Consider the following 23011-nt stretch of genomic DNA (forward strand, 5'->3'; position numbering starts at 1 on the left):
GTGTCACTCGCGCTTTGGCAGCAGTGCCTGGATTATCTGCAGGACGAACTAAGCTCCCAGCAGTTCAATACATGGATTCGCCCCTTGCAGGCCGAAGAAGGGGGCGCCAACGAGCTATGTTTGTTGGCGCCTAACCGCTTCGTGCGCGACTGGGTGAGCGATAAATACGCCAAACGCATTAGCGAGCTGATCCGCGAGCTCGCCCCGGCCAAACCGCCTAAAGTGAGTTTGACCGTCGGCAGCCGTCGCGCCGCGGCAACGCCCCAGCCCCGGGATCTGGGTAACCCGGTCTCCGCCGCGCCTGAGCGCCCTTCCGCACCGGCGGTACATACGCCGCCGCGCGGCGATATCGCCGACGAACGCGAAATCGAAACCCTGCGCGAACAGCCTCAAAACAAGCGCGGCAACGAGCGCCAGGTGCAGGTCGAGGGCAGCCTCAAGCACGGCAGCGGGCTCAACCCCAATTTCACCTTCGACAAGTTCGTCGAAGGTAAGTCGAACCAGCTGGCCCGAGCGGCCTCGCGCCAGGTCTCGGAAAACCCCGGCGGTGCCTATAACCCCTTGTTTTTGTACGGTGGTGTGGGCCTGGGTAAAACCCACTTGATGCACGCGGTAGGTAACGCCCTGGCCGGAAAGCGGGAAAACGCTCGCGTGGTGTATCTGCACTCCGAGCGCTTCGTGGCGGATATGGTCAAGGCGCTACAGCTCAACGCCATCAACGATTTCAAGCGCTTCTATCGCAGCGTCGATGCGCTGTTGATCGATGACATCCAGTTTTTTGCCGGTAAGGAGCGCTCCCAAGAGGAGTTTTTCCACACCTTCAATGCGCTTTTGGAAGGCGGCCAGCAAATGATTTTGACCTCGGACCGCTACCCCAAAGAGATCAACGGGGTCGAAGAGCGTTTGAAGTCCCGCTTTGGCTGGGGGCTAACCGTTGCCATCGAGCCACCGGAGCTCGAAACCCGGGTTGCCATCCTGATGAAAAAGGCCGATCAAGCCAGCGTCGATTTGCCGCATGACGCCGCCTTTTTCATCGCGCAAAAAATTCGCTCCAACGTGCGCGAGCTCGAAGGCGCGCTCAAGAAAGTCATCGCCGATTCGCACTTCATGGGCAAGCCCATCACCCAGGACTTCATTCGCGAATCGCTGAAGGATCTGCTCGCGCTGCAGGACAAGCAGGTCGGCGTGGACAACATTCAACGCACGGTGGCGGAGTACTACAAGATCAAGGTGGCGGATCTGCTCTCCAAGCGGCGCTCGCGCTCGGTGGCCAGGCCCCGGCAAGTGGCGATGGCGCTGGCCAAGGAGCTGACCAACCACAGCCTGCCGGAAATAGGTGACGCCTTTGGCGGGCGCGATCACACGACGGTGCTGCACGCTTGTCGTAAGGTAAAGACCCTGCAGGAAGAGAGTGCGGATATCCGCGAGGATTACAAAAACCTCATGCGCCTGCTCACCAGTTAAGGCTTTGTAAAAATCCACTTAAAAAGCCAGATGCGGCTGACGACCATTTAACCTGGAGTAGTGATGAAGTTTTCAATTTCCCGAGAGGCGTTACTACGTCCCCTGACGCTGGTTGCGGGCGTGGTCGAGCGCCGTCAAACGCTGCCGGTGCTCTCCAACGTGCTGATCCAGGTCGAAGGGGACCAGGTCGCGCTGACCGGTACCGACCTCGAAGTCGAGCTGGTCGGCCGCACGGTGGCAAGTCAGGTGGACCAGGAAGGCGGCGCGACCGTCCCCGCACGCAAGCTGATGGATATCTGTAAATCTCTGCCGGATCAGTCCGAGATTCAGCTAGCGGTAGAGGAGGGGCGGGCGGTACTGCGCAGCGGCCGCTCGCGGTTTACGCTCTCGACGCTTCCCGTGGCCGAGTTTCCCAATATTGAAGATGGCGAAGGCAGCCAGGAGCTCAGCGTACCGCGTGGCACGCTCAAGCACCTGATCGAATCGACGTCCTTCGCCATGGCCCAGCAGGACGTACGCTACTACCTGAACGGCATGCTGCTGGATATCCAGAGCCAACTGCTGCGCGCCGTTGCAACCGACGGACACCGCCTGGCCATGTGCTCGCGGGAAACCGACGTCAACATCGAGCAGGGTCAGAAAATGATCGTGCCCAGAAAAGGTATCCTGGAGCTTTCGCGCCTGCTCGACGACAGCGACGAGCCGGTCAGCCTCACCCTGGGTGCCACGCATCTGCGTGCCCACACCGGTGATTTCACCTTTACCTCGAAGCTGATCGACGGCAAGTTCCCGGACTACGAGCGAGTCGTGCCGAAAAACGGCGACAAGGTATTGATTGCCGAGCGCGCCGAACTCAAACAGGTCCTCTCGCGTACCGCGATTCTTTCCAACGAGAAGTACCGTGGCGTGCGCCTCTACCTTGAAGAGGGCAACCTCAAGGTCATGGCCAATAACCCGGAACAGGAAGAGGCCGAGGAGAACGTGGCCATCGAGTACACCGGACCCGCCATGGAGGTCGGCTTCAACGTCGGCTATCTGGTCGACGTGCTTTCCGTACTCGACGAAGAGCGCGTGCAGATGACCCTGGCCGACCCCAACAGCAGCGCGCTGTTGGAAGAGCCCGGCGGCGGCGATGCGCTGTACGTGGTCATGCCCATGCGGCTTTGATGGTTCCTGAACGAGTGAAACCTCGCTTTAGTTCACGATGCGGCGCCTTTGAAGAAGGCGCCGCTTTTCCATGACCCCCGGCAGTAAAGGCGAACCCCGTTAATGAGCCTGACCCAGCTCAATCTGCAAGGCATTCGTAATCTTGCGCCAGTGGATATGGCGCCGTCGCCCCACGTCAACCTGATTCACGGGCTAAACGGCAGCGGTAAGACGAGCCTGTTGGAAGGTATTCATATTCTGGGTATGGGCCGTTCCTTTCGCACCCACCAGCTCAAGCACGCCATTCAGTTCGAGGCCGCCGCCATGACGCTCTACGGGCGTTTGGCCGGTGACCCGGAGGTAGCCCTTGGGGTGCGCCGCTTGCGGGCCGAGCGCGAGCTCGAGCTGCGCCTGCGCGGGCAAAAGGACGTACGCCTGGCAGAGCTGGTCGATGCCATGCCACTGCAGCTCATCAACCCGGATGCGTTTCGCCTGCTCGAAGGATCTCCTGCCGGGCGACGCGAATTCATGGATTGGGGCGTGTTTCACGTGAAACACGACTTTTTGACCGCTTGGAAGCGTGCCCGGCGCGCGGTGAAACATCGGAATGCACTGCTAAGGCGTGGTAGAATAACCGATGCTGAAATCGCCGTGTGGGAGCAGGAGCTTTGTGAGTCCGGCGAGCGGATGGACGCGCTGCGGCAAACCTGGTTCAACGCTTTTCTACCGGTATTCGAAGAGACGTTAAAACGGCTGCTGCCGACCAAGGGGCTATCACTGCGCTACGCCCGTGGGTGGGATGCCAAGCGCTCTTTGGCCGAGGTGTTGAAAGCCAGCCGCGAGACCGATCAGCAAATGGGGTTTACCCAGCAGGGCCCGCAGCGCGCGGACCTGCGCATAAGGCTCAATAAGCAGCCCGCCATCGAGGTGCTTTCCAGAGGCCAGCAGAAGCTGGTGGTCAGTGCGCTAAAACTGGCCCAGGGGCGGCTTCTGGAAAGCAGCGCCAAGCGGCAATGTATTTATCTGATAGATGATTTACCGGCAGAGCTCGACCATCAGCACCGCAGGCTTTTTTGCGAGTTGTTGGAAGAGATGGAGTGCCAGGTATTTATTACCAGCGTCGACCCACAAGCGCTAAGCGAGCTTTGGCAACCGGCGACCCAAATAAAGATGTTTCACGTGAAACATGACGATAATGGGATCGGCCGGCTGGCCTCAGCCGGGTAGATGACACGGAACGAGACAGACTTCACGACGGAGTGGTCAATGAGCGAGCAGGCTTACGATTCATCAAGCATCAAGGTGCTCAAAGGGCTCGATGCGGTACGCAAGCGCCCCGGTATGTACATCGGTGATACCGACGACGGCACCGGACTGCATCACATGGTCTTCGAGCTGGTGGATAATTCCATCGATGAAGCTCTGGCGGGCCACTGCAGCGAGATTCGCGTGGTAATCCACCCGGACGAGTCCATTACCGTTAGCGATAACGGACGAGGCGTTCCTACCGAGCTTCATGAAGAAGAGGGCGTATCGGCGGCGGAAGTCATCATGACCGTGCTCCACGCCGGTGGCAAGTTCGACGACAACTCCTACAAAGTGTCCGGCGGACTGCACGGTGTGGGTGTATCGGTGGTCAACGCGCTCTCGGCAGAGCTCAAACTGACCATATGGCGTCAGGGTGAAGTATTCGAGCAGCTCTACAGGCATGGCGTGCCCCAGGCACCGCTGGGCGTTGTAGGTCAAACCGAGAAAAGCGGCACCCGTGTGCACTTTCGCCCCTCGACCGATACCTTCGCCAATATCGAGTTTCATTACGACATTCTTGCCAAGCGCTTACGTGAACTATCGTTTCTAAACTCTGGCGTTGCCATTCGTTTAATGGATGAGCGCAGCGGCAAGGAAGAGCTATTTCACTACGAAGGCGGTTTGAAAGCCTTCGTCGAGCATCTTAATCAGAACAAGTCGACGCTGAACCCGGTGTTCCATTTCAACGCGATCCGTGATGATGGTGTCGAGGTGGAAGTCGCGATGCAGTGGAGCGATACCTTCACGGAAAGCATTTACTGCTATACCAATAATATTCCCCAGCGCGACGGTGGTACGCACCTGGCCGGCTTCCGTGCGGCGCTGACGCGTACCTTGAACCACTATATCGAAACCGAAGGCCTGCTGAAAAAAGCCAAGGTCAGCACGGCCGGTGACGATGCGCGGGAAGGTTTGACGGCGATCATTTCGGTGAAGGTGCCGGATCCCAAGTTCTCCTCGCAGACCAAGGATAAGCTGGTCTCCTCCGAGGTGAAAACGGCGGTCGAGCAGGAGATGGGCCGTTTGCTGGCCGAGTACCTGGTCGAAAAGCCCAACGAGGCGAAAGCGATCGTCAACAAGATGCTCGATGCTGCCCGGGCCCGGGAAGCGGCGCGCAAGGCGCGTGACATGACCCGCCGTAAAGGGGCGCTGGATATTGCGGGTCTGCCCGGCAAACTCGCCGACTGCCAGGAGAAAGATCCCAGCCAGTCCGAGCTTTACCTGGTGGAGGGTGACTCCGCCGGCGGTAGCGCCAAGCAGGGGCGTGACCGTCGCACCCAGGCCATCTTGCCGCTCAAGGGTAAAATCCTCAACGTCGAGAAAGCACGCTTTGACAAGATGCTCTCCTCGGCGGAAGTCGGTACGCTGATCACCGCGCTTGGCTGTGGGATCGGCCGCGAAGAGTTCAACCCGGACAAACTTCGCTATCACTCGATCATCATCATGACCGATGCCGACGTCGATGGTTCGCACATCCGCACGCTGCTGTTGACGTTCTTCTTCCGCCAGATGCCGGAACTTATTGAGCGCGGTCACGTGTTTATCGCCCAGCCGCCGCTTTACAAGATCAAGCGCGGCAAGCAAGAGCTCTACCTGAAAGACGAGCAGGCGATGATCGACTACCTGACCACCACGGCGCTCGATGGTGCGGGACTTCACGTCAATGCCGATGCGCCGGCGATTACCGGCTCTCAGCTCGAAGCACTGGTGAATCAGTACCGCAATGTGATGAAGCGTATCGACCGCCTGGGCCGAGTATTTCCGATCGAAGTGCTGCGTCAGGCGGTACACGCAAGCGCCCTTCAAGGCGAAACCAGCCTGAAGGATCGGGTCACCATGGAGAACTGGATTGCCGAGCTGCAAACCGCCATGGACGAACGGGTGGCCTACGAAGGCGGGCCGCGCTACCATTTCGCGCTCAAGGAAGACAGCGAGCGTGGCCTGCTGCTGCCCACGGTGTCGCTCATCGCCCACGGTGTCACCACCGAGTACGTGTGGGGGCTCGATTTCTTCGAGAGCGCCGATTACCGCGCCATGTCGGCACTAGGCGAAACACTGAACAATCTGCTGGAAGAGGGCGCCTTTATCGCCCGCGGTGAGCGCAAGAAGCCCGTTGTAGACTTCTCCGAGGTGCTGGTGTGGCTGATGAACGAAGGCCAGCGAGGGCTCTCGGTACAGCGCTACAAGGGTCTTGGCGAGATGAACCCGGACCAGCTATGGGAAACCACCATGGACCCCGACAGCCGCCGCATGCTGCGCGTGACCATCGAAGACGCCGTGGCCGCGGATTTGATGTTCAACACGCTAATGGGCGACGAAGTCGAGCCTCGCCGTGATTTCATCGAAACCAACGCGCTGGTCGCTAACCTCGATATCTAGCGCTTTGTTTCACGTGAAACATGAGCAAAAAAACGCCGCGCTTAGCGCGGCGTTTTTTTATGTTTTGAACCTGCGATTCTGCGGCTTCCATCCTTTGTTACGCCTTAAGCGGCGAGTAGCCACCGGGTAAACGCCGCCAGGTCATCGAATACCTGGGCGTTCTCCAGCCCCTCACCTTTCTCGAGCGTTCGTGCCCCCTTGCCGGTTTTTACGAGCACCGGCTGGCTGCCTACTGCAACACCGGCTTGAAGATCGCGCAGGCTGTCGCCCACCATCCAGCTGCCTTTTAGGCTTTCAAGATTCAGCGCGTGCTGAATTTGTTGCAAAAGGCCGGGCAGCGGCTTGCGGCAGGTGCAATCGTCGGCGGGTTCGTGAGGGCAGTAAGCAATGTGGGCGATAGTGCCGCCCACGTTTTCGACCAAGTGAGTGAGCTTGTCGTGCATGGCCGCAAGCGTCGCCTCACTAAAATAGCCCCGGGCCAGGCCGGACTGGTTCGTCGCCACGGCCACGGTGAAGCCAGCGTGGGTAAGCTCGCCGATCGCGGCAATCGAGGCGGGGTAGGCGACCCACTCATCGAGGGATTTAACGTAGTGATCCGAGTCGTGATTGATCACGCCGTCGCGGTCGAGGATCACCAGTTTGCTTGCTGATACGGGCAGAGTGGGGCTCATGAGAAGTGCTCGTGTAAGGCCGTAAGCGAGCGCAGGGTGACATCGATCTTGCGCCCGTCGCCGCCCAGGCGCTTGAAGGGGATTTTACGCAGGCGCAGCAGGGCAGGCAGCATCGCCTTGAACTGGCTGACGACGTCCTCGCGTTCGTTCTCGAGCCCGGCAATGAACGCCGGCGTCAACCGCTCGCGCGCAAGCGGTGACTTATGCAGTTTGCCGTAAAGCGAGAATATCAGGCAGTACCAGTCGCGCACCATGCAGTTAACCCGCGTATGTACCTGGCCCGGGTCGGTTTCAAAATCGATGAAGACCACTTTGCCTTCAGTGATGAGAATGTTGCGCGCAAAGGCCTCGCTTAGGTAGGCGTCGTGGCGGTGAAGATCGACCAATGAGTCGAGGCCGAGGGTGAGTAGCGAATCGACCTCGGCTTGTGTCGAGGCGCGCTTGAGCGCATCGAGCAGGGTGGTGGCGGGGGCCTGCGGGGTTCCAGCATCGGCGAGAAGCAGCGCGTTGTCATCCGCGGCCAGCACGGTGGGAACGTTGAAGCCCGCTGCGTCCAGCGCTTGTAGCCTGGCCACTTCGGTTTGAATGCTCTGTTCGCCGCCCAGGTTGGGAACGGGCTTGAGCGCTTCGATCCTGGTGAGTCCGGCTAAAAGTTTGAGCGGCGCGTAGGCGAGCCGCGAATTGCGTTTCGCCGCCCGCTTTAACCATACCTTTTCGCCATCGATTGTATGCGCAGCCATGGACGCCTGTTGGTCCGGGTAGGTCTGCTTTAAAAACGTTTCGTACATCGGGGTCTCTTTTTCGAGCGTGGGCGGCGCCTTCAACGGCTCGCGAACTCTATTAACCTAGCAAGATACGCTAAGTGTTTCACGTGAAACAGCGTGTTTTGCACGCCGTTATTGCCCTAACAAGTATCATAAAAAAAGGGGACCGAGGTCCCCTTGAATACGAGCGCCGGGATTTTACTGAGGCAAAAGCGAGATATCCGCCACCTCGAGGAAGAGCGCCTGCAGGCTTGCCAAAAGCGCCAAACGGTTTTGGCGGATCGCCGGGTCATCGGCCATGACCATGACGTCATCGAAGAAGGTGTCGACCGGCGCCCTGAGCGTTGCCAATGTATCCAGCGCACGTTGGTAGTCGCCGGCGGCAAACAGCGGCGCGACCTGGGTCTGGCTTTTGGAAACGGCGTCAAATAGCGCGCGCTCGGCGTTTTCCTGCAACAGTGTCTCTTCCACGGCGGTGCTGCCGTCGAAGTCTTGTTTGCTGAGGATATTAGAGACGCGCTTGTTGGCGGCGGCCAGCGCCTGGGCTTCTTCGCGCTGGGTAAACGCCTTCACCGCGTGCAAGCGGCGAGCAAAATCCAGCGGTTTGGTCACCGGGCGGGCGCGTACGGCCAGGTACATCTCCGCGGTAATGCCTTCTTCCTGACCCCAGGCACGGAAGCGGTCCAGCATGTAGGTCAGAACGTCGTCGACCAGTTCCGCCGAGGCGAGCTCGCGGTGCTGTTCGGCGGCCACGTTCAAAAGCTCGCCCAAATCCAGGTCGAGCTCACCTTTGACCAGAATGTTGAGCACGCCGATGGAGGCGCGGCGCAGGGCGAAGGGGTCCTTGGCGCCGGTGGGGCGCTGACCGATGGCGAAGATACCCACTAACGTGTCGAGGCGGTCGGCCAGCGCCAGCGCCTTGCCCGCCTGGCTTTGCGGTATATCGTCCGCAGCGAAGCGGGGCAGATACTGCTCCTCCAGCGCCTGGGCGACCTCGACGGGTTCACCGTCCTGCTCGGCGTAGTAGCGGCCCATGATGCCCTGAAGCTCGGGGAACTCGAGCACCATTTCGGTCACCAGGTCGCACTTGGCCAACGCCACGGCGCGCTGGGCATGGCCGGTATCACCGCCGATCTGCTGGGCAATGAACGTGGCAATCGCGGTGCTGCGGCGTACCTTGTCGGCAAGCGTGCCGAGCTGCTGCTGGAACACCACGTGCTCGAGCTGGGGAATGCGCGAGGCCAGGCTCTGTTTGCGGTCGGTATCATAGAAGAACACCGCATCCGCCAGGCGCGGGCGAATCACCTTCTCGTTACCCGCGATCACCTGCTGTGGGTCCTGGCTTTCGATATTGGACACCGTGATGAACAGCGGCTTCAACGCGCCGTCGTCGTCCAGCAGGTGGAAGTACTTCTGGTTCGCCTTCATCGACGAGATCAGACACTCACCGGGTACTTTCAAAAAGCGTTCGTCGAAGGTGCCGGTCAGCGCGACGGGCCACTCGACCAAACCGCTTACTTCTACCAGCAGGTCTTCGTCGATGACGGCGTTGGCATGGTGAACCTCGGCTTCGGCCAGCACCTGCTCGCGGATGCGCTCGCGCCGTTTGGTGCGATCCGCCAGCACATAGGCGTTCTCCAGGGTGGCCAGGTAGTCGTCAGCGTGCGCGAGCTGAAGAGCATCCGGGGCGTGGAAGCGGTGGCCGTAGGTGGTACGGCTCGCCTCCAACCCCAGCGCCTCGGCGGCGATCACGTCACTGCCGTAAAGCGCTAACAGCCAGTGAACCGGGCGCGAGAACTCGACACGGGAAGCACCCCAGCGCATGTTCTTGGGCACCGGCAGGGTAGTCAGCGTCTTGCGAAGAAGCGCCGGCAGCAGGTCCTGGACGCTCTCGCCGGGCTGGTGCTCGCGAAAGCCAAGCCAGGTGCCTTTGTCGGTTTCCAGGTGAATCAACTCGTCCACGCTGACCCCGCAGGAGCGCGCGAAGCCTTCGGCGGCCTTGGTGGGCACACCGTCCTTGAAGGCGGCGGCCAATGCCGGGCCGCGCTTTTCGACTTCGCGGTCGGGCTGCTTGTCGGCCAGCGCCTCGACGCGCACGGCCAAACGCCTGGGCGTGGCGTAGGCGATTACTTTCTCGAAGCCGATCTCGGCATCCGTAAGCCCTTTTTCGATTCCCGAGGCGAACGCGTCCGACAGCGCATCCAGGGCGCTCGGCGGCAGTTCTTCAGCGCCAAGCTCGAGTAGTAGCGTATCAGCGGCCATTTATGCGTCTCCCTGGTCGTCTAGTAGTTCACGGCGAAGGGCCTCGGAGGCCATCGGGAAGCCTGCTGCCTTGCGCGATTCGAAATAAGCGTGGGCCACGTCGCGGGCCAGCGTGCGCACGCGCAAGATGAAGCGCTGACGCTCGGTGACCGAGATCGCGTGGCGCGCATCCAGCAGGTTGAAGGTGTGCGAGGCCTTGAGCACCTGCTCGTAAGCGGGCAGCGGCAGTGAAGCCGCCAACAGCTTCTGGCACTCCTGCTCCTGGTGGTCGAAGTTGGCGAACAGGTGATCGACGTCGGCGTGCTCGAAGTTATAGGTCGACTGCTCGCGCTCGTTTTGCAGGTAGACGTCGCCGTAGGTGACGCGGCTGCCGTCCGGGGCAATCGCCCACACCAGGTCGTACACGCTGTCCACGTCCTGCAGGTACATGGCGATACGCTCGAGCCCGTAGGTCAACTCGCCGGTGACCGGGTAACACTCGATCCCCCCGGCTTGTTGGAAGTAGGTGAACTGGGTCACTTCCATACCGTTGAGCCACATTTCCCAGCCAAGCCCCCAGGCGCCGAGGGTAGGGGACTCCCAGTTGTCTTCGACGAAGCGAACGTCGTGGATCAGCGGGTCGAGCCCCAGGCGTTTGAGCGAGCCAAGGTAAAGCTCCTGGAAGTTGCTCGGCGAAGGCTTCATCACCACCTGAAACTGGTAGTAGTGCTGCAGGCGGTTGGGGTTTTCACCATAGCGCCCGTCGGTGGGGCGCCTTGAAGGCTGCACGTAGGCGGCGTTCCAGGTCTCCGGACCAATTGAGCGCAGGAAGGTGGCGGGGTGGAAGGTTCCCGCGCCCACTTCCATATCCAGCGGCTGGAGGATCACACAGCCCTGTTCCGCCCAGTACTGCTGCAGCGCAAGGATCAAGCCTTGAAAGGTCGACACATCCGGTGTCGATTGGTTCGTCGAGACACTCATCGCAAAAAGCACCATTGGCCATGAATTCAGAAGCCGTCAAGTATACAATCCCAAGCAGATGGGTTATAGGCACCAAAGCCAACCAGAGCGCTTTTGAAGGAGATCTTATGATCGTAGTGACCGGTGGAGCCGGATTTATCGGCGCCAATATCGTAAAAGCGCTCAATGCGCGTGGACGCACCGACATTTTAGTAGTCGACGACCTGTCGGACGGCACCAAGTTCGTCAATCTGGTCGACTGCACGCTGTTCGACTACCGCGACAAGGACGACTTCATCGCCGAGATCAAGGCGTCACTACGCGGCGAGCCCAACGACCTTCCCGCCATCGAGGCGGTTTTCCACGAAGGCGCCTGCTCGGACACCACCGAGTGGGACGGTCAGTACATGATGGAAAACAACTTCGAGTACTCGAAGGTGTTGCTGGAGTACTGCGAGCAGCACGGCGTGGCGCTGTTGTACGCCTCCTCCGCGGCCACCTACGGTGGCAGTGAGGTCTTCAAGGAGGACCCGTCGTTCGAGAAGCCGCTCAACGTGTATGGCTACTCGAAGCTGCTGTTCGATCAGCACGTACGGGCGCGTATGCCGACGCTTGCCACCCAGGTCGTCGGGTTTCGCTACTTCAACGTGTACGGCCCGCGGGAGCAACACAAGGGCAAGATGGCGAGCGTGGCGTTTCATAACCACCGCCAGGTGAGCGCGGGCGAGACGCTCAAGCTCTTTGGCGCCCACGATGGGTTCGAGGCCGGCATGCAGAGCCGCGATTTCGTTTATGTCGGCGACGTAGTCGATGTAAACCTGTGGTTTCTGGATCACCCGAGCGTCTCGGGTATTTTCAACCTGGGCACCGGCCGGGCGGAGCCGTTCAAGGCGATCGGCGAGGCGGTGATCGACTACTACGGCAAGGGCCAGATCGACTACATCGACTTCCCCGAAGAGCTCAAGGGCCGCTACCAGAGCTACACCCGGGCGGATATCGAGCGCCTTCGAGAAGCCGGGTGTGACGTGGAGTTCAAGACCGTCGCCCAGGGCGTGAAAGCCTACCTGGAGTGGCTCAATGGCTAACACCGCCAAGCGGCTTTTGGTCGTGGGTCCCTCCTGGGTGGGGGACATGGTGATGGCCCAGAGCCTTTTTATCGAACTCAAGGCGCGCTACCCGGGCGCCACGCTTGGCGTGGTCGCCCCCGGCTGGTCGCAGCCGATTCTTGCGCGTATGCCCCAGGTCGATGAAGTGTTGGCGCTGTCGGCGGGCCACGGCGAGTTTGGTTTGAAAAGCCGCCGCGAACTGGCGGCGCGGCTTCGCGGGCGGTTCGATACGGCCATCGTGCTGCCCCGTTCCTGGAAGGCCGCGCTGGTACCGTTTTTGGCCCGTATCCCCGAGCGAGTGGGCTTTTTGGGGGAGTACCGCTACGGGCTTTTGACCGAGGCGCGTAAGCTCGACAAAACGGTGCTCGACCAGACCGTGAAGCGCTTCGTCTCGCTGGGCTTGCCCCAGGAGCAGGCCCTAAACGGCGATTTCGCGATTACCCCGCCGCGCCTCGACGTGGATTTAGACAACCTGGTGAACCTGCGTTTGAAGCTTGCGCTTTCGTCGCGCCCGGCGGTGGGAATGATGCCGGGCGCGGAGTATGGCCCGGCCAAGCAGTGGCCGCCGGCGTATTTTCACGCCCTGGCCAAGCGCTTGATCGATGACGGGTTCGAGGTGCGCATTTTCGGCGGGCCAAAGGATCATGCGGTGGGCGAAGAAATCAAACGCGATCTTCCCCACATTTACAACCTGTGCGGGCAGACGGCGCTGGCGGATGCGGTGGATTTGCTCGCCGACTGCCGCCAGGTGGTGACCAACGATTCCGGGCTGATGCACGTAGCCGCCGCCGTGGGCGTGCCGATTCACGCGCTCTACGGCTCGTCGTCGCCGCGCTATACGCCGCCGCTCACCGACAGTGCGACGATCCACTACCTGGGGCTCGAGTGCTCGCCCTGCTTCAAGCGCGTCTGCCCGCTGGGCCACACCAACTGCTTGAACCATTTGACCGAACAGCGGGTTTATAACGCGCTGCACGCAGCTCACGAAGGCGCGCCCAACGTTATCGTCAGCGGTTGAGGTCCGCGTTGCTGGTCGCGGCGTCCGGCCTTTCGAGGGCCTGCTCGGACGGCGTCGACGCGGCGCGGCGTTGCGGGGTCAAACCTTCCCAAAGCCTGTGTTGAAGCGCGGTCTCTTCACGCAGGCGTTCGTTGAGTACCTCCAGCCCGTGGGCCTCGGCAAGCGTCGAGCGGTCGCCCAATAGCGACACGCCAAGCCCCGCGCGGTGCTCCTTTAAAGGCAGGCCCATCGCTTCCAGCAGGGTGGGAAATACGTCGAGCATGGTGGCGTTTCGCCGAATGCGTTGAGGCTCGATGTGATCGCCCAGCATGATCAGGGTATTGTCCCGGTCGAGGGCGGTGAGCTGGTCCCACACCGAGACGCGCATGGTCAAGTGATCGCTCAACACCACGACCAGGGTATTGTCCAAAAGGCCCTGATCGTCCAGGCGCTCGATCAGCTCCCGCGCCTGCCAGGCCGAGCACTCCACCGAGTAGAGAATATCCTGGCCGTCGAACTCGCCCTGGCGGTCGAGGCAGGTTTGCGAAGGAAAGCCGTGGGGGGCGTGGCCAGCCAGGCTTAGATTGACCACTGCCCAGGGGCCGTCATCCTCGCTGTTCAAACGGCGTATCTCCTGCTCGGTCTGATCGTAAAGCGTGTCGTCATAAACGCCCCAGCTATTGATGTACTCCGGGTTATCGAGCTCCTCGACCCACTCCTCCTTGCCTTTGACGGTCTGGAATTGGTGGCCGCGATAAAAAAGCCCTTTGCCGGCAAACTGCGAGCTGGCCCCACCCAGATAACTGAGCCGGTAGCCTTGCCCGGCCAGCACGTCGCCCAAACACTCCACCCCGGGCACTACCTGCTGTAGCGGCTCGAACTGGGTGTCGTGCAAAAGCCCCGCCGGCATCAAGGGCACACCGCACTGGCTTGCGATCATGCCGGCCATGGTCCAGCCGGTGTTCTCCATTTGGCGCACCCCTTCGAAGACCATCCCGCGCTCGCCCAGCGCCTCCAAGTCGGCGTAGGCATTTCCAAAGCGTTCGTCGCCGTAGGTACGCTCCAGGCTCTCCAGGTACATCAGCACCAGGTTGGGTGGGTCGCTCTGGCTGACCTGCGGCGGCGGCGTGTAGCGCCGGTCGAGCCACTCGCCATCGTCGGTGACGATGGCCGCGCTGCGCTGGCCCAAACCATAAAGCAGCGGGTTGATCGCGAGGATCGCCAGCGCGAAAAAACGCTCGGCAAGCCGCCAGCGCTGGTCGTGACGGGCCATCCAGGTCACCGAGGCAAGCACCGCGACCATCGTCAGCGTATAGAGCACGGCGATGACGACCTTGCCGCCGCCGCCGTGGTTGGTGATGCCCGCCTGCAGGTGGAAAAACACCGCCCCCAGATCCACGTTGCCAAAGCTATCGGCCAGGTAGACGTAAATGCCCAGAAGGCTCAAGGGAACCAGCGACCAGGGCCATACGGCGCGATAGCGTGCCCGCCGGGGCTTGCCCCAGCGAAGTTTGAGCCCCGCGCCGATCCAGACGGCGGCAATGATGAAAAGCGTCCACCAGGGCAGGCGCGTTACAACCGTCACGGCGTAGCCAAGGCTTAGCCCTAGAACCATAAGCGGCAGCCAAGGGGTGAGTCGATAGGTCCTTATCCACGCCATGCCATATCCCTTTCCATCGTGAATCAAATGAGTATGCTAGCTTAGCAAATGTGTTGTGTGCGGGTGGCAGATTCCCGGCCGGCAACGATTAACACCCCGTACCTGGCAAAGGTGACCTGTGGCCATTTCCGCTGTACTGATCGTCAAAAACGAAGCGCATCACCTTCGCGCTTGCCTCGAAACCCTGGCCTGGGCCGATGAGATCGTCGTTCTCGACGCCGGAAGCCTTGATGAGACGTGCGCCATCGCCCGGGAGTTCACCGACAATGTCAACGTGAACGCCGACTGGCAAGGCTTTGGCGTTCAACGTCAGCGCGCCGAGGCGCTGGCGCAAGGCGACTGGATCCTGATGATAGACGCCGACGAGCGCGTCACCGATGAGCTTCGCGAAAGCATCGAAAACGCCGTCAAGGCGCCGCCGGCGGTGTACGCCCTGAGTCGGCTCTCCTGGTGCTTTGGCCGTTTCATCCGCCACAGTGGCTGGTACCCGGACCGGGTTTTGCGCCTTTACCCCAAAGGCCAGGCCGCCTATAACGCGGCACTTGTACACGAAAAACTCGTGGTGCCCGAGGCGCTCAGCGTCGAGCCGCTAAACGGCGATCTACTGCACTACACCTACCGCGACGTGCGCCACTACCTGGAGAAATCCGCCCACTACGCCGATGCCTGGGCCGAGCAGCGCGCAGCCCTGGGCAAAAAAGCCTCCATCGGCCAGGGCGTGGCGCATGGGCTGGGCTGCTTCATCAAGATGTACCTGCTCAAGGCAGGGTTTTTGGACGGCCGCCAGGGGTTGCTACTCGCTATTCTCTCCGCGCACTCCACCTTCAACAAGTACGCCGCGCTATGGGTGCGCCATCAGCCGGGTGCGGACAAGCGCTGAAATATCGGCAGCCGCCGCGTCGATATCGATGGCGGCCATGTCCTGGCTATCGGCGTTTTCCGGCGGGCTAAAGGCCAGCCGTTTATCGGCGGCGTTGCAGGTTTGCCAGCGAAGCGGCGTGGCCGAGCGTTTGGCCGGGTAAAACCCGGCGGTGGCGATATTCAAACAGCCGGCGATATGCAGCGGCCCGGTGGAACCGGCAATCAGCATGTCGGCCCCGGCCAGCTGTAGCGCAAACGCCTTGACGCTCTCGCTGGGCGCCAGGCGCGCGGCGCTAATGTCTTCCCGGGCGAGCAGTTCGACCAGCGCCTGAGCCTGGGGTTCTTCACCGGGGCCGGCGCTCACTCGCCAGCAAAGCGCGGCGTCTACTTGTTCATCTACCTGGCGCACCAGCGCGGCGTACTGCGCGGTGGTGAGATTCACCGCCGAGCCGCCGCTGCCCGGATGCACCACGATCGCGAAAGCGTTTTCCTGGCCGACCAGCGCCTGGCGCGCGTGGGCGCGTAGGGCGTCGTCCAGTGGCCAGAAGGGCGGGGCGGGCAGGCGGGGCAGCTTGAGCGAGAGCTTTTCCAAAAGCGCGCAGGCCAGGTCCACGTTGTACTGGTACTCGGTTTTTTTCGATTGCGAGCGACGCTGGGTGATGCGGTCGGTGTAGAAAATTTGCGCCCACTTGGTCGCCGGCGCCAGGCGTAGCGGTATGCCCGCCCGCCAGCCCAGCATGCCAACGCGAGGAGTGGAGAAAAGTGTCAGCAGGGCGTCGAAACGCGCGGCCTTGATGGCCTCGAGCAGCGCCTTTTGGGCGCTCTTGTCGCCCTGTGGGCCCGGGTCGATGATGACCTCGTCCACCCAGGGGCAAGCCTGGGCCAATGCCTGGGTGTAGGCAGGCACCAGCACGGTGACGTGGGGTTGGGGAGTGGCGCTTTTGAGACAGGCAAGGGCCGGCCAGGCCAGCATAAAATCGCCAATTTTGTCGTTACGCACGACCAGCACTTTCTGCGCCATGATGAATACCCGGTTAATTGCAGCCTGTATACTACAAGACAACGACGAACTTGTTTAACGGCGCGTTTAGCGGGGCGATGATGGCGAAGAAAGTGCTACAACTTTGCATGTCCGATGGCAAAGGAGGAATGGAGCTTTATGTCGACCGGGTGATCGAGGACCTTCTCGAGGCCGGGGTCGAGGTCATCGGACTGTGCCTGCGCGAGACTCGAATCGAGACCTACTTCGAGCGCAATGGCGTCACCTTTTTGGCGTTCGAGAGCAACGCGCAGGCGCTCAAAAGCGCGCTGCGCATTCGCCGTTGGCTGATCGACGAAAACGTCCGGGTGATTCACTGCCATAAATCGAGCGATTTGCGCCTGACCTCGCTTTTGAGGCTTTTACTGCCGAGCATTCGCGTTTTGTACACCGACCACGTCGGCGGCCAGCGGGCCAAGAAAAGCCCCTATCACCGCTTCGCCTACGCAAGCGTGGACCGCGTGCTCTCGATTAGCCAGGCCACCCACGCGCGTAACGTCAAGAACCTGCCGCTGGCGCGGGAGCGTATCATCTGCCTGCCCCACGGCGTGGATATCGACAAGTATCATCCGGCTCGAACCCCCGGCGCGGTCAGCGCCAAACGCGGCGAGCTCGGCATTCCCGAAGGTGCGGTGGCCATTGGCCTGCCCGGGCGAGTAACGCCGGGTAAGGGCCAGGACGTGTGGGTTCAGGCGCTTTTGAAGCTTCCCCCGGAGCGCGCGTTTTTCGCCGTTTCGATTGGCGGCACCGACTACGCCTCCGGCGGCACCGAGCATTTCTATGCAAAGCTCCAGGCGATGATCGAGAACACCCCGCTTGCCGAAAAAATCCGCTTTTTGGGCCACCGCAGCGATTTGACCGAGATTCTCCCGGTGCTCGATCTGGTGTGTATCCCGTCGGAAAACGAGGCGTTTGGTCTAACGATCATCGAATCCATGGCCTGCGGGTTGCCGATCATCGGCGCCAATACCGGCTCGCTGCCCGAGCTGGTCGACCCGTCTTCGGGCGTGCTGGTCGATCCTTTCGATGTCGATGGCTGGCGCGACGGCATGGCGGCGCTGATCGACGACCAGGCGCGGCGCAAGGCCATGGGCGCGGCGGCCAGGCAGCGCGTCGAGCAGCACTACAGCAACAAGCGCCACGTCACAAAGCTCATGGGCTACTACGACGCGCTGGCTTGATCGTGGTCATAGCCCGCGGCGATGGCCATCATGGCGGTATCGGGAGAGGCCATGAATTTGGCCATCGAGCGTGCAAGGCGCTCGAGGTTACTCGCCTGCCAGCGCCCCGGCGGGCGTAGCCGACAGCGGTCCAGGTCGATCAGCCAGGGCGTATGCTGCGCGTCGATCAGTATATTGCGCGCGTTGAGATCCACGTGGTCGAGCCCGGCCAGGTGAAAGCGCTTGATCATCGCGCCCACGCTTTCCAGTAGCGCCTCACTGGCGGTGTTCTCGGCGAGAAGCGAAGCAAGCGCCCGGGCGCCGGGAATGCGCCGGGTGATCAGCGCGGCTTCGTAGCTTGCACCCTTGCGGGTGACGCCAGCGGCGATGGGGCGGGGCACCGGCAGGCCCTGGTCATAAAGCGCGGCGGTAAGGCGCAGTTCGCGAAAGGCGCGGGTGCGCTCGGCGCCCAGCCACAGGTAGCGCTTTTCGCTGAGTCGGGCGATCAGCCCGCCGCGCCGGTACGGGCGCAGCACCCACTGCTCATCGCCGGCGCGAAGGAACAGGCTACTGCCGCGCCCCGGCGCCTCGCCCACGACATGGCCCTGGCGGCGCCACTGGTCGCCGTCGAAGAGCGCGGGCCCAGGTTGGTGTGGCGAGGTGTCGTCACTTAAACTGTCTACATCGTGTAGAATCAGCCAATTTTTCTGCTGGAGTGCCGCTAAGCGCATGAAGCCCTCTTTGCCCAAGAATCCTCGCCATATTGCCATTTTACGCCTTTCGGCGCTGGGAGATGTGTGCAATCTCGTACCCACGGTGCGCGCCTTGCAGCGCCAGTGGCCCGAGGCGCGCATCACCTGGATCATCGGCAAGGGCGAGCACAGTTTACTGTCGGGTCTTTCCGGGGTCGAATTTATCGTGTTCGACAAGGCGACCGGCCTTGCGGGCATGCGCAAGATTTGGCGCACCCTCGCGGATACCCGCTTCGACGTGCTCTTGCACATGCAGCAGGCGATCCGCGCAAGCGTGCTGTCGCTCGGGCTCAAGGCCGACGTGCGGCTGGGCTATGACAAGGCCCGCGCCAAGGACTGCCAGCACTGGTTCACCCAGCACCAGCTTACCCCGCGCCGCCATCCCCACGTGCTCGAGTCGTTCATGGACTTTGCACGAGCGCTGGGCGTGGAGGACGACCGGCTGGAGTGGAATCTGGCGATTCCCCCGACCGCTTACGAGGAGGCCCAGGCGCTGGCAGGCCAGGCGCCGTACCTGGTGATCAACCCGTGCAGCAACGCAAGGCTTCGAAACTTTCGCAACTGGTCGGTCAAGGGCTACGCCAGCGTGATCGATCACGCCTACCAGTACCACGGCCTTATAAGCGTGCTCACCGGTGGGGGCAGCGCCGCCGAGCGTGAAATGGGCGATGCGATCGAAGCGCTTTGCAAGAAGGGCAGCGTCGTCAACGCCATTGGCGGTACATCGCTCAAGGGCGTACTGGCGCTGATCGACCAGGCCCGCGCGGTGATCGCCCCGGATACCGGTCCGGCCCACATGGGCAATGCTCTGGGCACGCCGACGCTTGGGCTTTACGCCACCACCAACCCCCAGCGCGCCGCGCCGTATCTGTGGAAAGAGTTCGCCGTCAACGCCTACCCGCAAGCGGTGCGTACCTATCTGAACAAATCGGTGGATGAGGTCAGCTGGGGGCAGCGGGTACGCCACGCCGACGCCATGGATCTGATCAGCACCGACGAGGTGATCAAAAAGCTCGACGCGCTGCTCGAGCACACTGCTACCCACCACAACGGGGTCATTGGATGAAAGTCGATTTAACCACTTTGCAGCACGCCCGCGTTCTGGTGGTGGGCGATGTGATGCTCGACCGCTACTGGCACGGCAACACCTCGCGTATTTCCCCGGAAGCGCCGGTCCCGGTGGTCCGCGTGGAAGGGGCCGACGACCGGCCGGGCGGGGCGGCGAACGTGGCGCTCAACGTGGCCGCGCTCGGCGCGCAAACCGCGCTTGCCGGCGTAGTGGGCGACGACGAACACGCCGCGCTTTTAAGAGAGCAGTTGGCGAGCGCCAATGTAAGCACTCACTTCCAGGTGAGCCCGCGGCTCCCCACGATTACCAAGTTAAGGGTGATGAGCCGTAACCAGCAGCTGATCCGGCTCGATTTCGAGCAGTCGCTTGCCGGCGTGGAGACCGACGACCTGCTCGGCCAGGTGGACGGTGCCCTTGGCGATGCCGAGGTGATGATTCTTTCGGACTACGGCAAGGGCACGCTCAACCAGGTCGAGCGACTCATCGCCATGGCCAGGGCCCGCGGCAAGCGCGTTTTGATTGACCCCAAGGGCACCGACTTTACCCGCTACCGCGGGGCGAGTTTGATTACCCCCAACCTGGCCGAATTCGAGGCGGTGGTGGGCGTATGCGAAAGCGACGAAGCCCTGGAGCGCCGCGGTGAGGCACTGCGCGCCGAGCTCGAACTCGATGCGCTTTTGATTACCCGCAGCGAAAAAGGCATGACGCTAATTCGCAAGGATCACCCCGCGCTTCACCTGCCCACCCGCGCCCAAGAAGTGTTCGACGTCACCGGCGCCGGCGACACCGTGATCGCTTTGATGGGGCTGGCGCTGGCCGCCGGTAGCGAGTTGCCGGATGCCATGATGCTCGCCAACCTGGGGGCCGGGCTGGTGGTGGCCAAGCCCGGCACCGCCACGCTCAGCGTGGAGGAGCTTTCCAGCGCCCAGTACGGCGACAAGCCTGCCGAGTTCGGCGTGACCGAGTGCGAGGCGTTGGTCAAGGCGGTGCGCGCCGCCAACCAGCGCGGCGAGCGGGTGGTGATGACCAATGGCTGCTTCGATATCCTCCATGCGGGCCACGTAAGCTACCTGGAGCAGGCCAGGCGCCTCGGCGACCGGTTGATCGTGGCGGTCAACGACGACGCTTCGATCCGCCGGCTGAAAGGTGCCAAGCGGCCCATCAACCCGCTCGAGCGGCGCATGCAGGTGCTCGCGGGGCTCGGCGCGGTGGACTGGGTCGTGCCCTTTAGCGAGGACACCCCGGCGGCGCTGATCGAAACCGTGCTCCCCAATATTCTGGTCAAGGGCGGCGATTACCGCCCGGAGGAGATCGCCGGAAGCACGGCCGTGCTCGAAAACGGCGGCGAAGTGAAGGTGCTCGGCTTCGAAGACGGCGTATCGACCTCGGCCATGATCGACACCATCCTCGAGCGCGAGCGCTGATGAAGCGCCCCGGGCTTGCCAGGGGGCTCTACTGTGCGGCGCTCTACGCGCTCTCGCCGCTGATATTAAAGCGGGTCTGGCGTGAGCAAGTGCCCACTTACCCGCGCCGCCAGCGTCTTGGCCTGGGTCTTGGCGCGCTCCCCCCGGCGCCGCGCATTTGGCTGCACTGCGCTTCCGTGGGGGAAGTGCGCGCCGCGCGCGCGCTGATCGAGGCGCTGCTGGCGCGTTACCCGCGTCATACGCTTTTGATCACCACCATGACCGCCACCGGCGCAAAGCAAGCCCAAACGCTGATCGACGCCCAGCCCGAGCTGCTCAAGGCGCGCCTGGCTCACCGCTTTCTACCGCTGGACTTTCCCGGCGCCGCCCGCCGGTTCGTCGCCCGCCTACGCCCGGCGCTTGCCTTGATGTTCGAAACCGAGCTCTGGCCCAACCTGCTCCACGCCTGCCAAAAGCAGGGCGTGCCGGTGGCCGTGGTCAACGGGCGGCTCTCCGCAAAGGCGCTGGCGCGCTACCAACGTATTCGACCCTTGATGGCCGCCGCGCTTTCAAACGTCACCTGGCTTGCCGCCAAATCCACAGGCGATGCCGAGCGTTTCCACGCCCTGGGCATGCCCGGGCGCACTAGCGTGGTGGGCTCGCTCAAGTTTGACGTTTCTATCGATGAAAGGGGGTTGGAAGAGAGTAAGCGCTTACTTTTTGGTGAGCGTCAGCGCCCGGTGTGGGTGGCGGGCTCGACCCGGGACGGCGAAGAGGCGCTGTTGCTAAGCGCCCATCAGGCGTTGCAAAAGCGCTATCCAGAAGCGCTTTTAATCCTCGTACCCCGCCACCCGCAGCGCTTTGACGAGGTCGCCACGCTTTGCAAGCGCCAGGGCTTCACAACGGCCAGGCGAAGTGCGCAGGCGGGCGTGACCGACGACGTGGAGGTTTACCTGGGCGATACCCTGGGCGAACTGGCCACTCTTTACGCGGCGGGGGATATAGCGTTCGTGGGCGGCTCGTTGGTGGCGCTGGGCGGGCACAACGTGCTCGAACCCGCCGCGCTCGGCCTGCCGGTGCTTAGCGGGCCGTCGCTCGAGAACTTCGACGACGTGGCAGCGCCGCTACTCGAGGCGGGCGCGCTCACCCAGGTCGCCACCTTCGAGGCGCTGGCAGAGGCGCTCGAAACCCTGTTCGCCGACCCAGGTGCTGCCAGGGCACGCGGCGAAGCGGGCAAAGCCGTCATCCGGGCGAATCAGGGCGCGCTTAAACGCACCCTGGACGGCCTCGATGAGCTTTTGAGTTAGCGCTCACTACGCTTTACGCCCTCTTTAGTGCCGAGTAGCAGCACGTCGGCGCCGCGGGCGGCGAACAGGCCGTTGGTGACCACGCCGACGATGGCGTTGATGCGTGTTTCCATCTCGACCGGGTCCGTGATTTGGACCTCGAAGCAATCGATGATTTGGTTGCCGTTATCCGTCACCACGCCCTGGCGGTAGACCGGCTCGAAACCGAGTTTGGTAAGCTCTCGCGCGACGAACGAGCGCGCCATGGGAATCACCTCGACCGGCAGCGGAAACTCGCCGAGGGTGTCCACGCGCTTGGAGCCATCGGCGATGCAGATAAAGCGCTTGGCGCAGGCGGCCACGATCTTTTCACGCGTGAGCGCCGCGCCGCCGCCCTTGATCATATGAAAGTGAGCGTTCACTTCGTCAGCGCCATCGATGTAGAAAGGTACGTCACCGACATCGTTGAGCTCGAACACCTCGATGCCCAGCGCCTCGAGGCGCGCTTTAGAGGCATCCGAGCTTGCCACGGCGCCTTTGAAACGGTCGCGAAGCGGCTTTAAGCGGTCGATAAACAGGTTCGCCGTCGAGCCGGTGCCGATGCCCAGCACGGTCTCTTTCTCGAGGTGCGGGGTAATCTCGGCGATGGCGGCGTCGGCAACGGCGGCTTTTAGCTCGTCCTGCGTCATAAGGGGGCTCCGGGGCAGTGTAAGGGCGGCGTCAGTATAACGCCTCTGGCCTTGCG

At 62.1% G+C, this 23011-nt stretch carries 19 protein-coding genes; 11 read left to right on the forward strand and 8 right to left on the reverse strand.

The features are described from left to right. The 4 genes from dnaA to gyrB all read left to right on the forward strand — a co-directional run bounded on the left by dnaA (position 1) and on the right by gyrB (position 6297). Positions 1-1464, forward strand: coding sequence for a chromosomal replication initiator protein DnaA (gene dnaA, locus ACWHVV_RS00005; RefSeq protein WP_447927536.1), 1464 nt, complete (start codon positions 1-3; stop codon positions 1462-1464). Between the two features lie 63 nt (positions 1465-1527). Then, positions 1528-2631 carry a DNA polymerase III subunit beta gene (gene dnaN / locus ACWHVV_RS00010; protein ID WP_447894765.1) on the forward strand — a complete coding sequence of 368 codons (1104 nt, stop codon included), beginning with the start codon at positions 1528-1530 and terminating at the stop codon, positions 2629-2631. A 102-nt stretch (positions 2632-2733) separates the two neighbouring features. Beyond that, positions 2734-3837, forward strand: a complete 1104-nt coding sequence (gene recF / locus ACWHVV_RS00015) for a DNA replication/repair protein RecF (RefSeq protein WP_447927537.1) — start codon at positions 2734-2736, stop codon at positions 3835-3837. Positions 3838-3876: 39 nt separating this feature from the next. After that, positions 3877-6297, forward strand: a complete 2421-nt coding sequence (gyrB, locus tag ACWHVV_RS00020) for a DNA topoisomerase (ATP-hydrolyzing) subunit B (protein WP_447927538.1) — start codon at positions 3877-3879, stop codon at positions 6295-6297. A 104-nt stretch (positions 6298-6401) separates the two neighbouring features. Here gyrB and gmhB read toward each other — a convergent pair whose 3' ends face one another. The 4 genes from gmhB to glyQ all read right to left on the reverse strand — a co-directional run bounded on the left by gmhB (position 6402) and on the right by glyQ (position 10954). Then, positions 6402-6968 (reverse strand): D-glycero-beta-D-manno-heptose 1,7-bisphosphate 7-phosphatase, encoded by a 567-nt coding sequence (gene gmhB, locus ACWHVV_RS00025; protein ID WP_447927539.1) that lies wholly within the window; start codon positions 6966-6968, stop codon positions 6402-6404. Continuing rightward, complete coding sequence (locus ACWHVV_RS00030; protein ID WP_447927540.1) at positions 6965-7756, reverse strand: RIO1 family regulatory kinase/ATPase domain-containing protein; 792 nt, start codon at positions 7754-7756, stop codon at positions 6965-6967. Before ACWHVV_RS00030 ends, gmhB begins: the two co-directional genes overlap by 4 nt. Positions 7757-7930: 174 nt before the next feature. Continuing rightward, positions 7931-9994: a glycine--tRNA ligase subunit beta gene (gene glyS / locus ACWHVV_RS00035; protein WP_447927541.1), complete on the reverse strand. Its 2064-nt coding sequence runs from the start codon at positions 9992-9994 to the stop codon at positions 7931-7933. After that, positions 9995-10954, reverse strand: coding sequence for a glycine--tRNA ligase subunit alpha (glyQ, locus tag ACWHVV_RS00040; RefSeq protein WP_447927542.1), 960 nt, complete (start codon positions 10952-10954; stop codon positions 9995-9997). A 107-nt stretch (positions 10955-11061) separates the two neighbouring features. Between glyQ and rfaD the strand changes: the two genes are divergently transcribed. Continuing rightward, positions 11062-12018: an ADP-glyceromanno-heptose 6-epimerase gene (gene rfaD, locus ACWHVV_RS00045; RefSeq protein WP_447927543.1), complete on the forward strand. Its 957-nt coding sequence runs from the start codon at positions 11062-11064 to the stop codon at positions 12016-12018. Beyond that, a complete protein-coding gene (gene waaF / locus ACWHVV_RS00050) occupies positions 12011-13057 on the forward strand; it encodes a lipopolysaccharide heptosyltransferase II (protein WP_447927544.1) in 1047 nt (348 codons plus the stop codon). The genes rfaD and waaF overlap by 8 nt, the downstream gene beginning before the upstream one ends. Here the strand turns inward: waaF and ACWHVV_RS00055 are convergent. Beyond that, positions 13047-14696, reverse strand: a complete 1650-nt coding sequence (locus ACWHVV_RS00055; RefSeq protein ID WP_447927545.1) for a sulfatase-like hydrolase/transferase — start codon at positions 14694-14696, stop codon at positions 13047-13049. The genes waaF and ACWHVV_RS00055 overlap by 11 nt on opposite strands. Positions 14697-14814: 118 nt before the next feature. On the opposite strand from ACWHVV_RS00055, the gene ACWHVV_RS00060 reads away from it, so the two are divergent. Next, positions 14815-15576: a glycosyltransferase family 2 protein gene (locus ACWHVV_RS00060; RefSeq protein WP_447927546.1), complete on the forward strand. Its 762-nt coding sequence runs from the start codon at positions 14815-14817 to the stop codon at positions 15574-15576. Here ACWHVV_RS00060 and ACWHVV_RS00065 read toward each other — a convergent pair. Continuing rightward, complete coding sequence (locus ACWHVV_RS00065) at positions 15538-16578, reverse strand: glycosyltransferase family 9 protein (RefSeq protein ID WP_447927547.1); 1041 nt, start codon at positions 16576-16578, stop codon at positions 15538-15540. The genes ACWHVV_RS00060 and ACWHVV_RS00065 overlap by 39 nt on opposite strands. A 92-nt stretch (positions 16579-16670) precedes the next feature. Here ACWHVV_RS00065 and ACWHVV_RS00070 point away from each other — a divergent pair, with 92 nt between their 5' ends. Further along, positions 16671-17777 (forward strand): glycosyltransferase family 4 protein, encoded by a 1107-nt coding sequence (locus tag ACWHVV_RS00070; RefSeq protein ID WP_447927548.1) that lies wholly within the window; start codon positions 16671-16673, stop codon positions 17775-17777. Here ACWHVV_RS00070 and ACWHVV_RS00075 read toward each other — a convergent pair. Then, positions 17759-18487, reverse strand: coding sequence for a 3-deoxy-D-manno-octulosonic acid kinase (locus ACWHVV_RS00075; RefSeq protein ID WP_447927549.1), 729 nt, complete (start codon positions 18485-18487; stop codon positions 17759-17761). The genes ACWHVV_RS00070 and ACWHVV_RS00075 overlap by 19 nt on opposite strands. On the opposite strand from ACWHVV_RS00075, the gene ACWHVV_RS00080 reads away from it, so the two are divergent. From ACWHVV_RS00080 to waaA, 3 genes are read left to right on the forward strand one after another with little or no spacing between them, the layout of a single operon-like run. Beyond that, the gene (locus ACWHVV_RS00080) at positions 18486-19574 is read left to right on the forward strand and encodes a glycosyltransferase family 9 protein (RefSeq protein ID WP_447927550.1); all 1089 of its coding nucleotides are present in this window, start codon (positions 18486-18488) and stop codon (positions 19572-19574) included. The genes ACWHVV_RS00075 and ACWHVV_RS00080 overlap by 2 nt on opposite strands. Next, the gene (hldE, locus tag ACWHVV_RS00085; protein WP_447927551.1) at positions 19571-21001 is read left to right on the forward strand and encodes a bifunctional D-glycero-beta-D-manno-heptose-7-phosphate kinase/D-glycero-beta-D-manno-heptose 1-phosphate adenylyltransferase HldE; all 1431 of its coding nucleotides are present in this window, start codon (positions 19571-19573) and stop codon (positions 20999-21001) included. The genes ACWHVV_RS00080 and hldE overlap by 4 nt, the downstream gene beginning before the upstream one ends. Next, on the forward strand, positions 21001-22287 hold the full coding sequence (waaA, locus tag ACWHVV_RS00090; protein ID WP_447927552.1) for a lipid IV(A) 3-deoxy-D-manno-octulosonic acid transferase: 1287 nt from the start codon (positions 21001-21003) through the stop codon (positions 22285-22287). Before hldE ends, waaA begins: the two co-directional genes overlap by 1 nt. Here the strand turns inward: waaA and rpiA are convergent. After that, positions 22284-22955 (reverse strand): ribose-5-phosphate isomerase RpiA, encoded by a 672-nt coding sequence (gene rpiA / locus ACWHVV_RS00095; protein WP_447927553.1) that lies wholly within the window; start codon positions 22953-22955, stop codon positions 22284-22286. The two genes, waaA and rpiA, sit on opposite strands and share 4 nt — an antisense overlap. Positions 22956-23011: the final 56 nt, after the last annotated feature.

It is taken from the genome of Vreelandella sp. EE27, from assembly GCF_968206495.1.

Excerpts from the sequence above, each read along its gene's own strand:
- glyS (WP_447927541.1), bottom strand. The coding sequence starts at position 9,994 with ATGGCCGCTGATACGCTACTACTCGAGCTTGGCGCTGAAGAACTGCCG.
- ACWHVV_RS00055 (WP_447927545.1), bottom strand. The coding sequence starts at position 14,696 with ATGGCGTGGATAAGGACCTATCGACTCACCCCTTGGCTGCCGCTTATG.
- gyrB (WP_447927538.1), top strand. The coding sequence starts at position 3,877 with ATGAGCGAGCAGGCTTACGATTCATCAAGCATCAAGGTGCTCAAAGGG.
- waaF (WP_447927544.1), top strand. The coding sequence starts at position 12,011 with ATGGCTAACACCGCCAAGCGGCTTTTGGTCGTGGGTCCCTCCTGGGTG.
- waaA (WP_447927552.1), top strand. The coding sequence starts at position 21,001 with ATGAAGCGCCCCGGGCTTGCCAGGGGGCTCTACTGTGCGGCGCTCTAC.
- glyQ (WP_447927542.1), bottom strand. The coding sequence starts at position 10,954 with ATGAGTGTCTCGACGAACCAATCGACACCGGATGTGTCGACCTTTCAA.
- ACWHVV_RS00080 (WP_447927550.1), top strand. The coding sequence starts at position 18,486 with ATGAAGCCCTCTTTGCCCAAGAATCCTCGCCATATTGCCATTTTACGC.
- rpiA (WP_447927553.1), bottom strand. The coding sequence starts at position 22,955 with ATGACGCAGGACGAGCTAAAAGCCGCCGTTGCCGACGCCGCCATCGCC.
- recF (WP_447927537.1), top strand. The coding sequence starts at position 2,734 with ATGAGCCTGACCCAGCTCAATCTGCAAGGCATTCGTAATCTTGCGCCA.
- ACWHVV_RS00030 (WP_447927540.1), bottom strand. The coding sequence starts at position 7,756 with ATGTACGAAACGTTTTTAAAGCAGACCTACCCGGACCAACAGGCGTCC.
- ACWHVV_RS00065 (WP_447927547.1), bottom strand. The coding sequence starts at position 16,578 with ATGGCGCAGAAAGTGCTGGTCGTGCGTAACGACAAAATTGGCGATTTT.
- hldE (WP_447927551.1), top strand. The coding sequence starts at position 19,571 with ATGAAAGTCGATTTAACCACTTTGCAGCACGCCCGCGTTCTGGTGGTG.
- rfaD (WP_447927543.1), top strand. The coding sequence starts at position 11,062 with ATGATCGTAGTGACCGGTGGAGCCGGATTTATCGGCGCCAATATCGTA.
- dnaN (WP_447894765.1), top strand. The coding sequence starts at position 1,528 with ATGAAGTTTTCAATTTCCCGAGAGGCGTTACTACGTCCCCTGACGCTG.
- gmhB (WP_447927539.1), bottom strand. The coding sequence starts at position 6,968 with ATGAGCCCCACTCTGCCCGTATCAGCAAGCAAACTGGTGATCCTCGAC.
- ACWHVV_RS00075 (WP_447927549.1), bottom strand. The coding sequence starts at position 18,487 with ATGCGCTTAGCGGCACTCCAGCAGAAAAATTGGCTGATTCTACACGAT.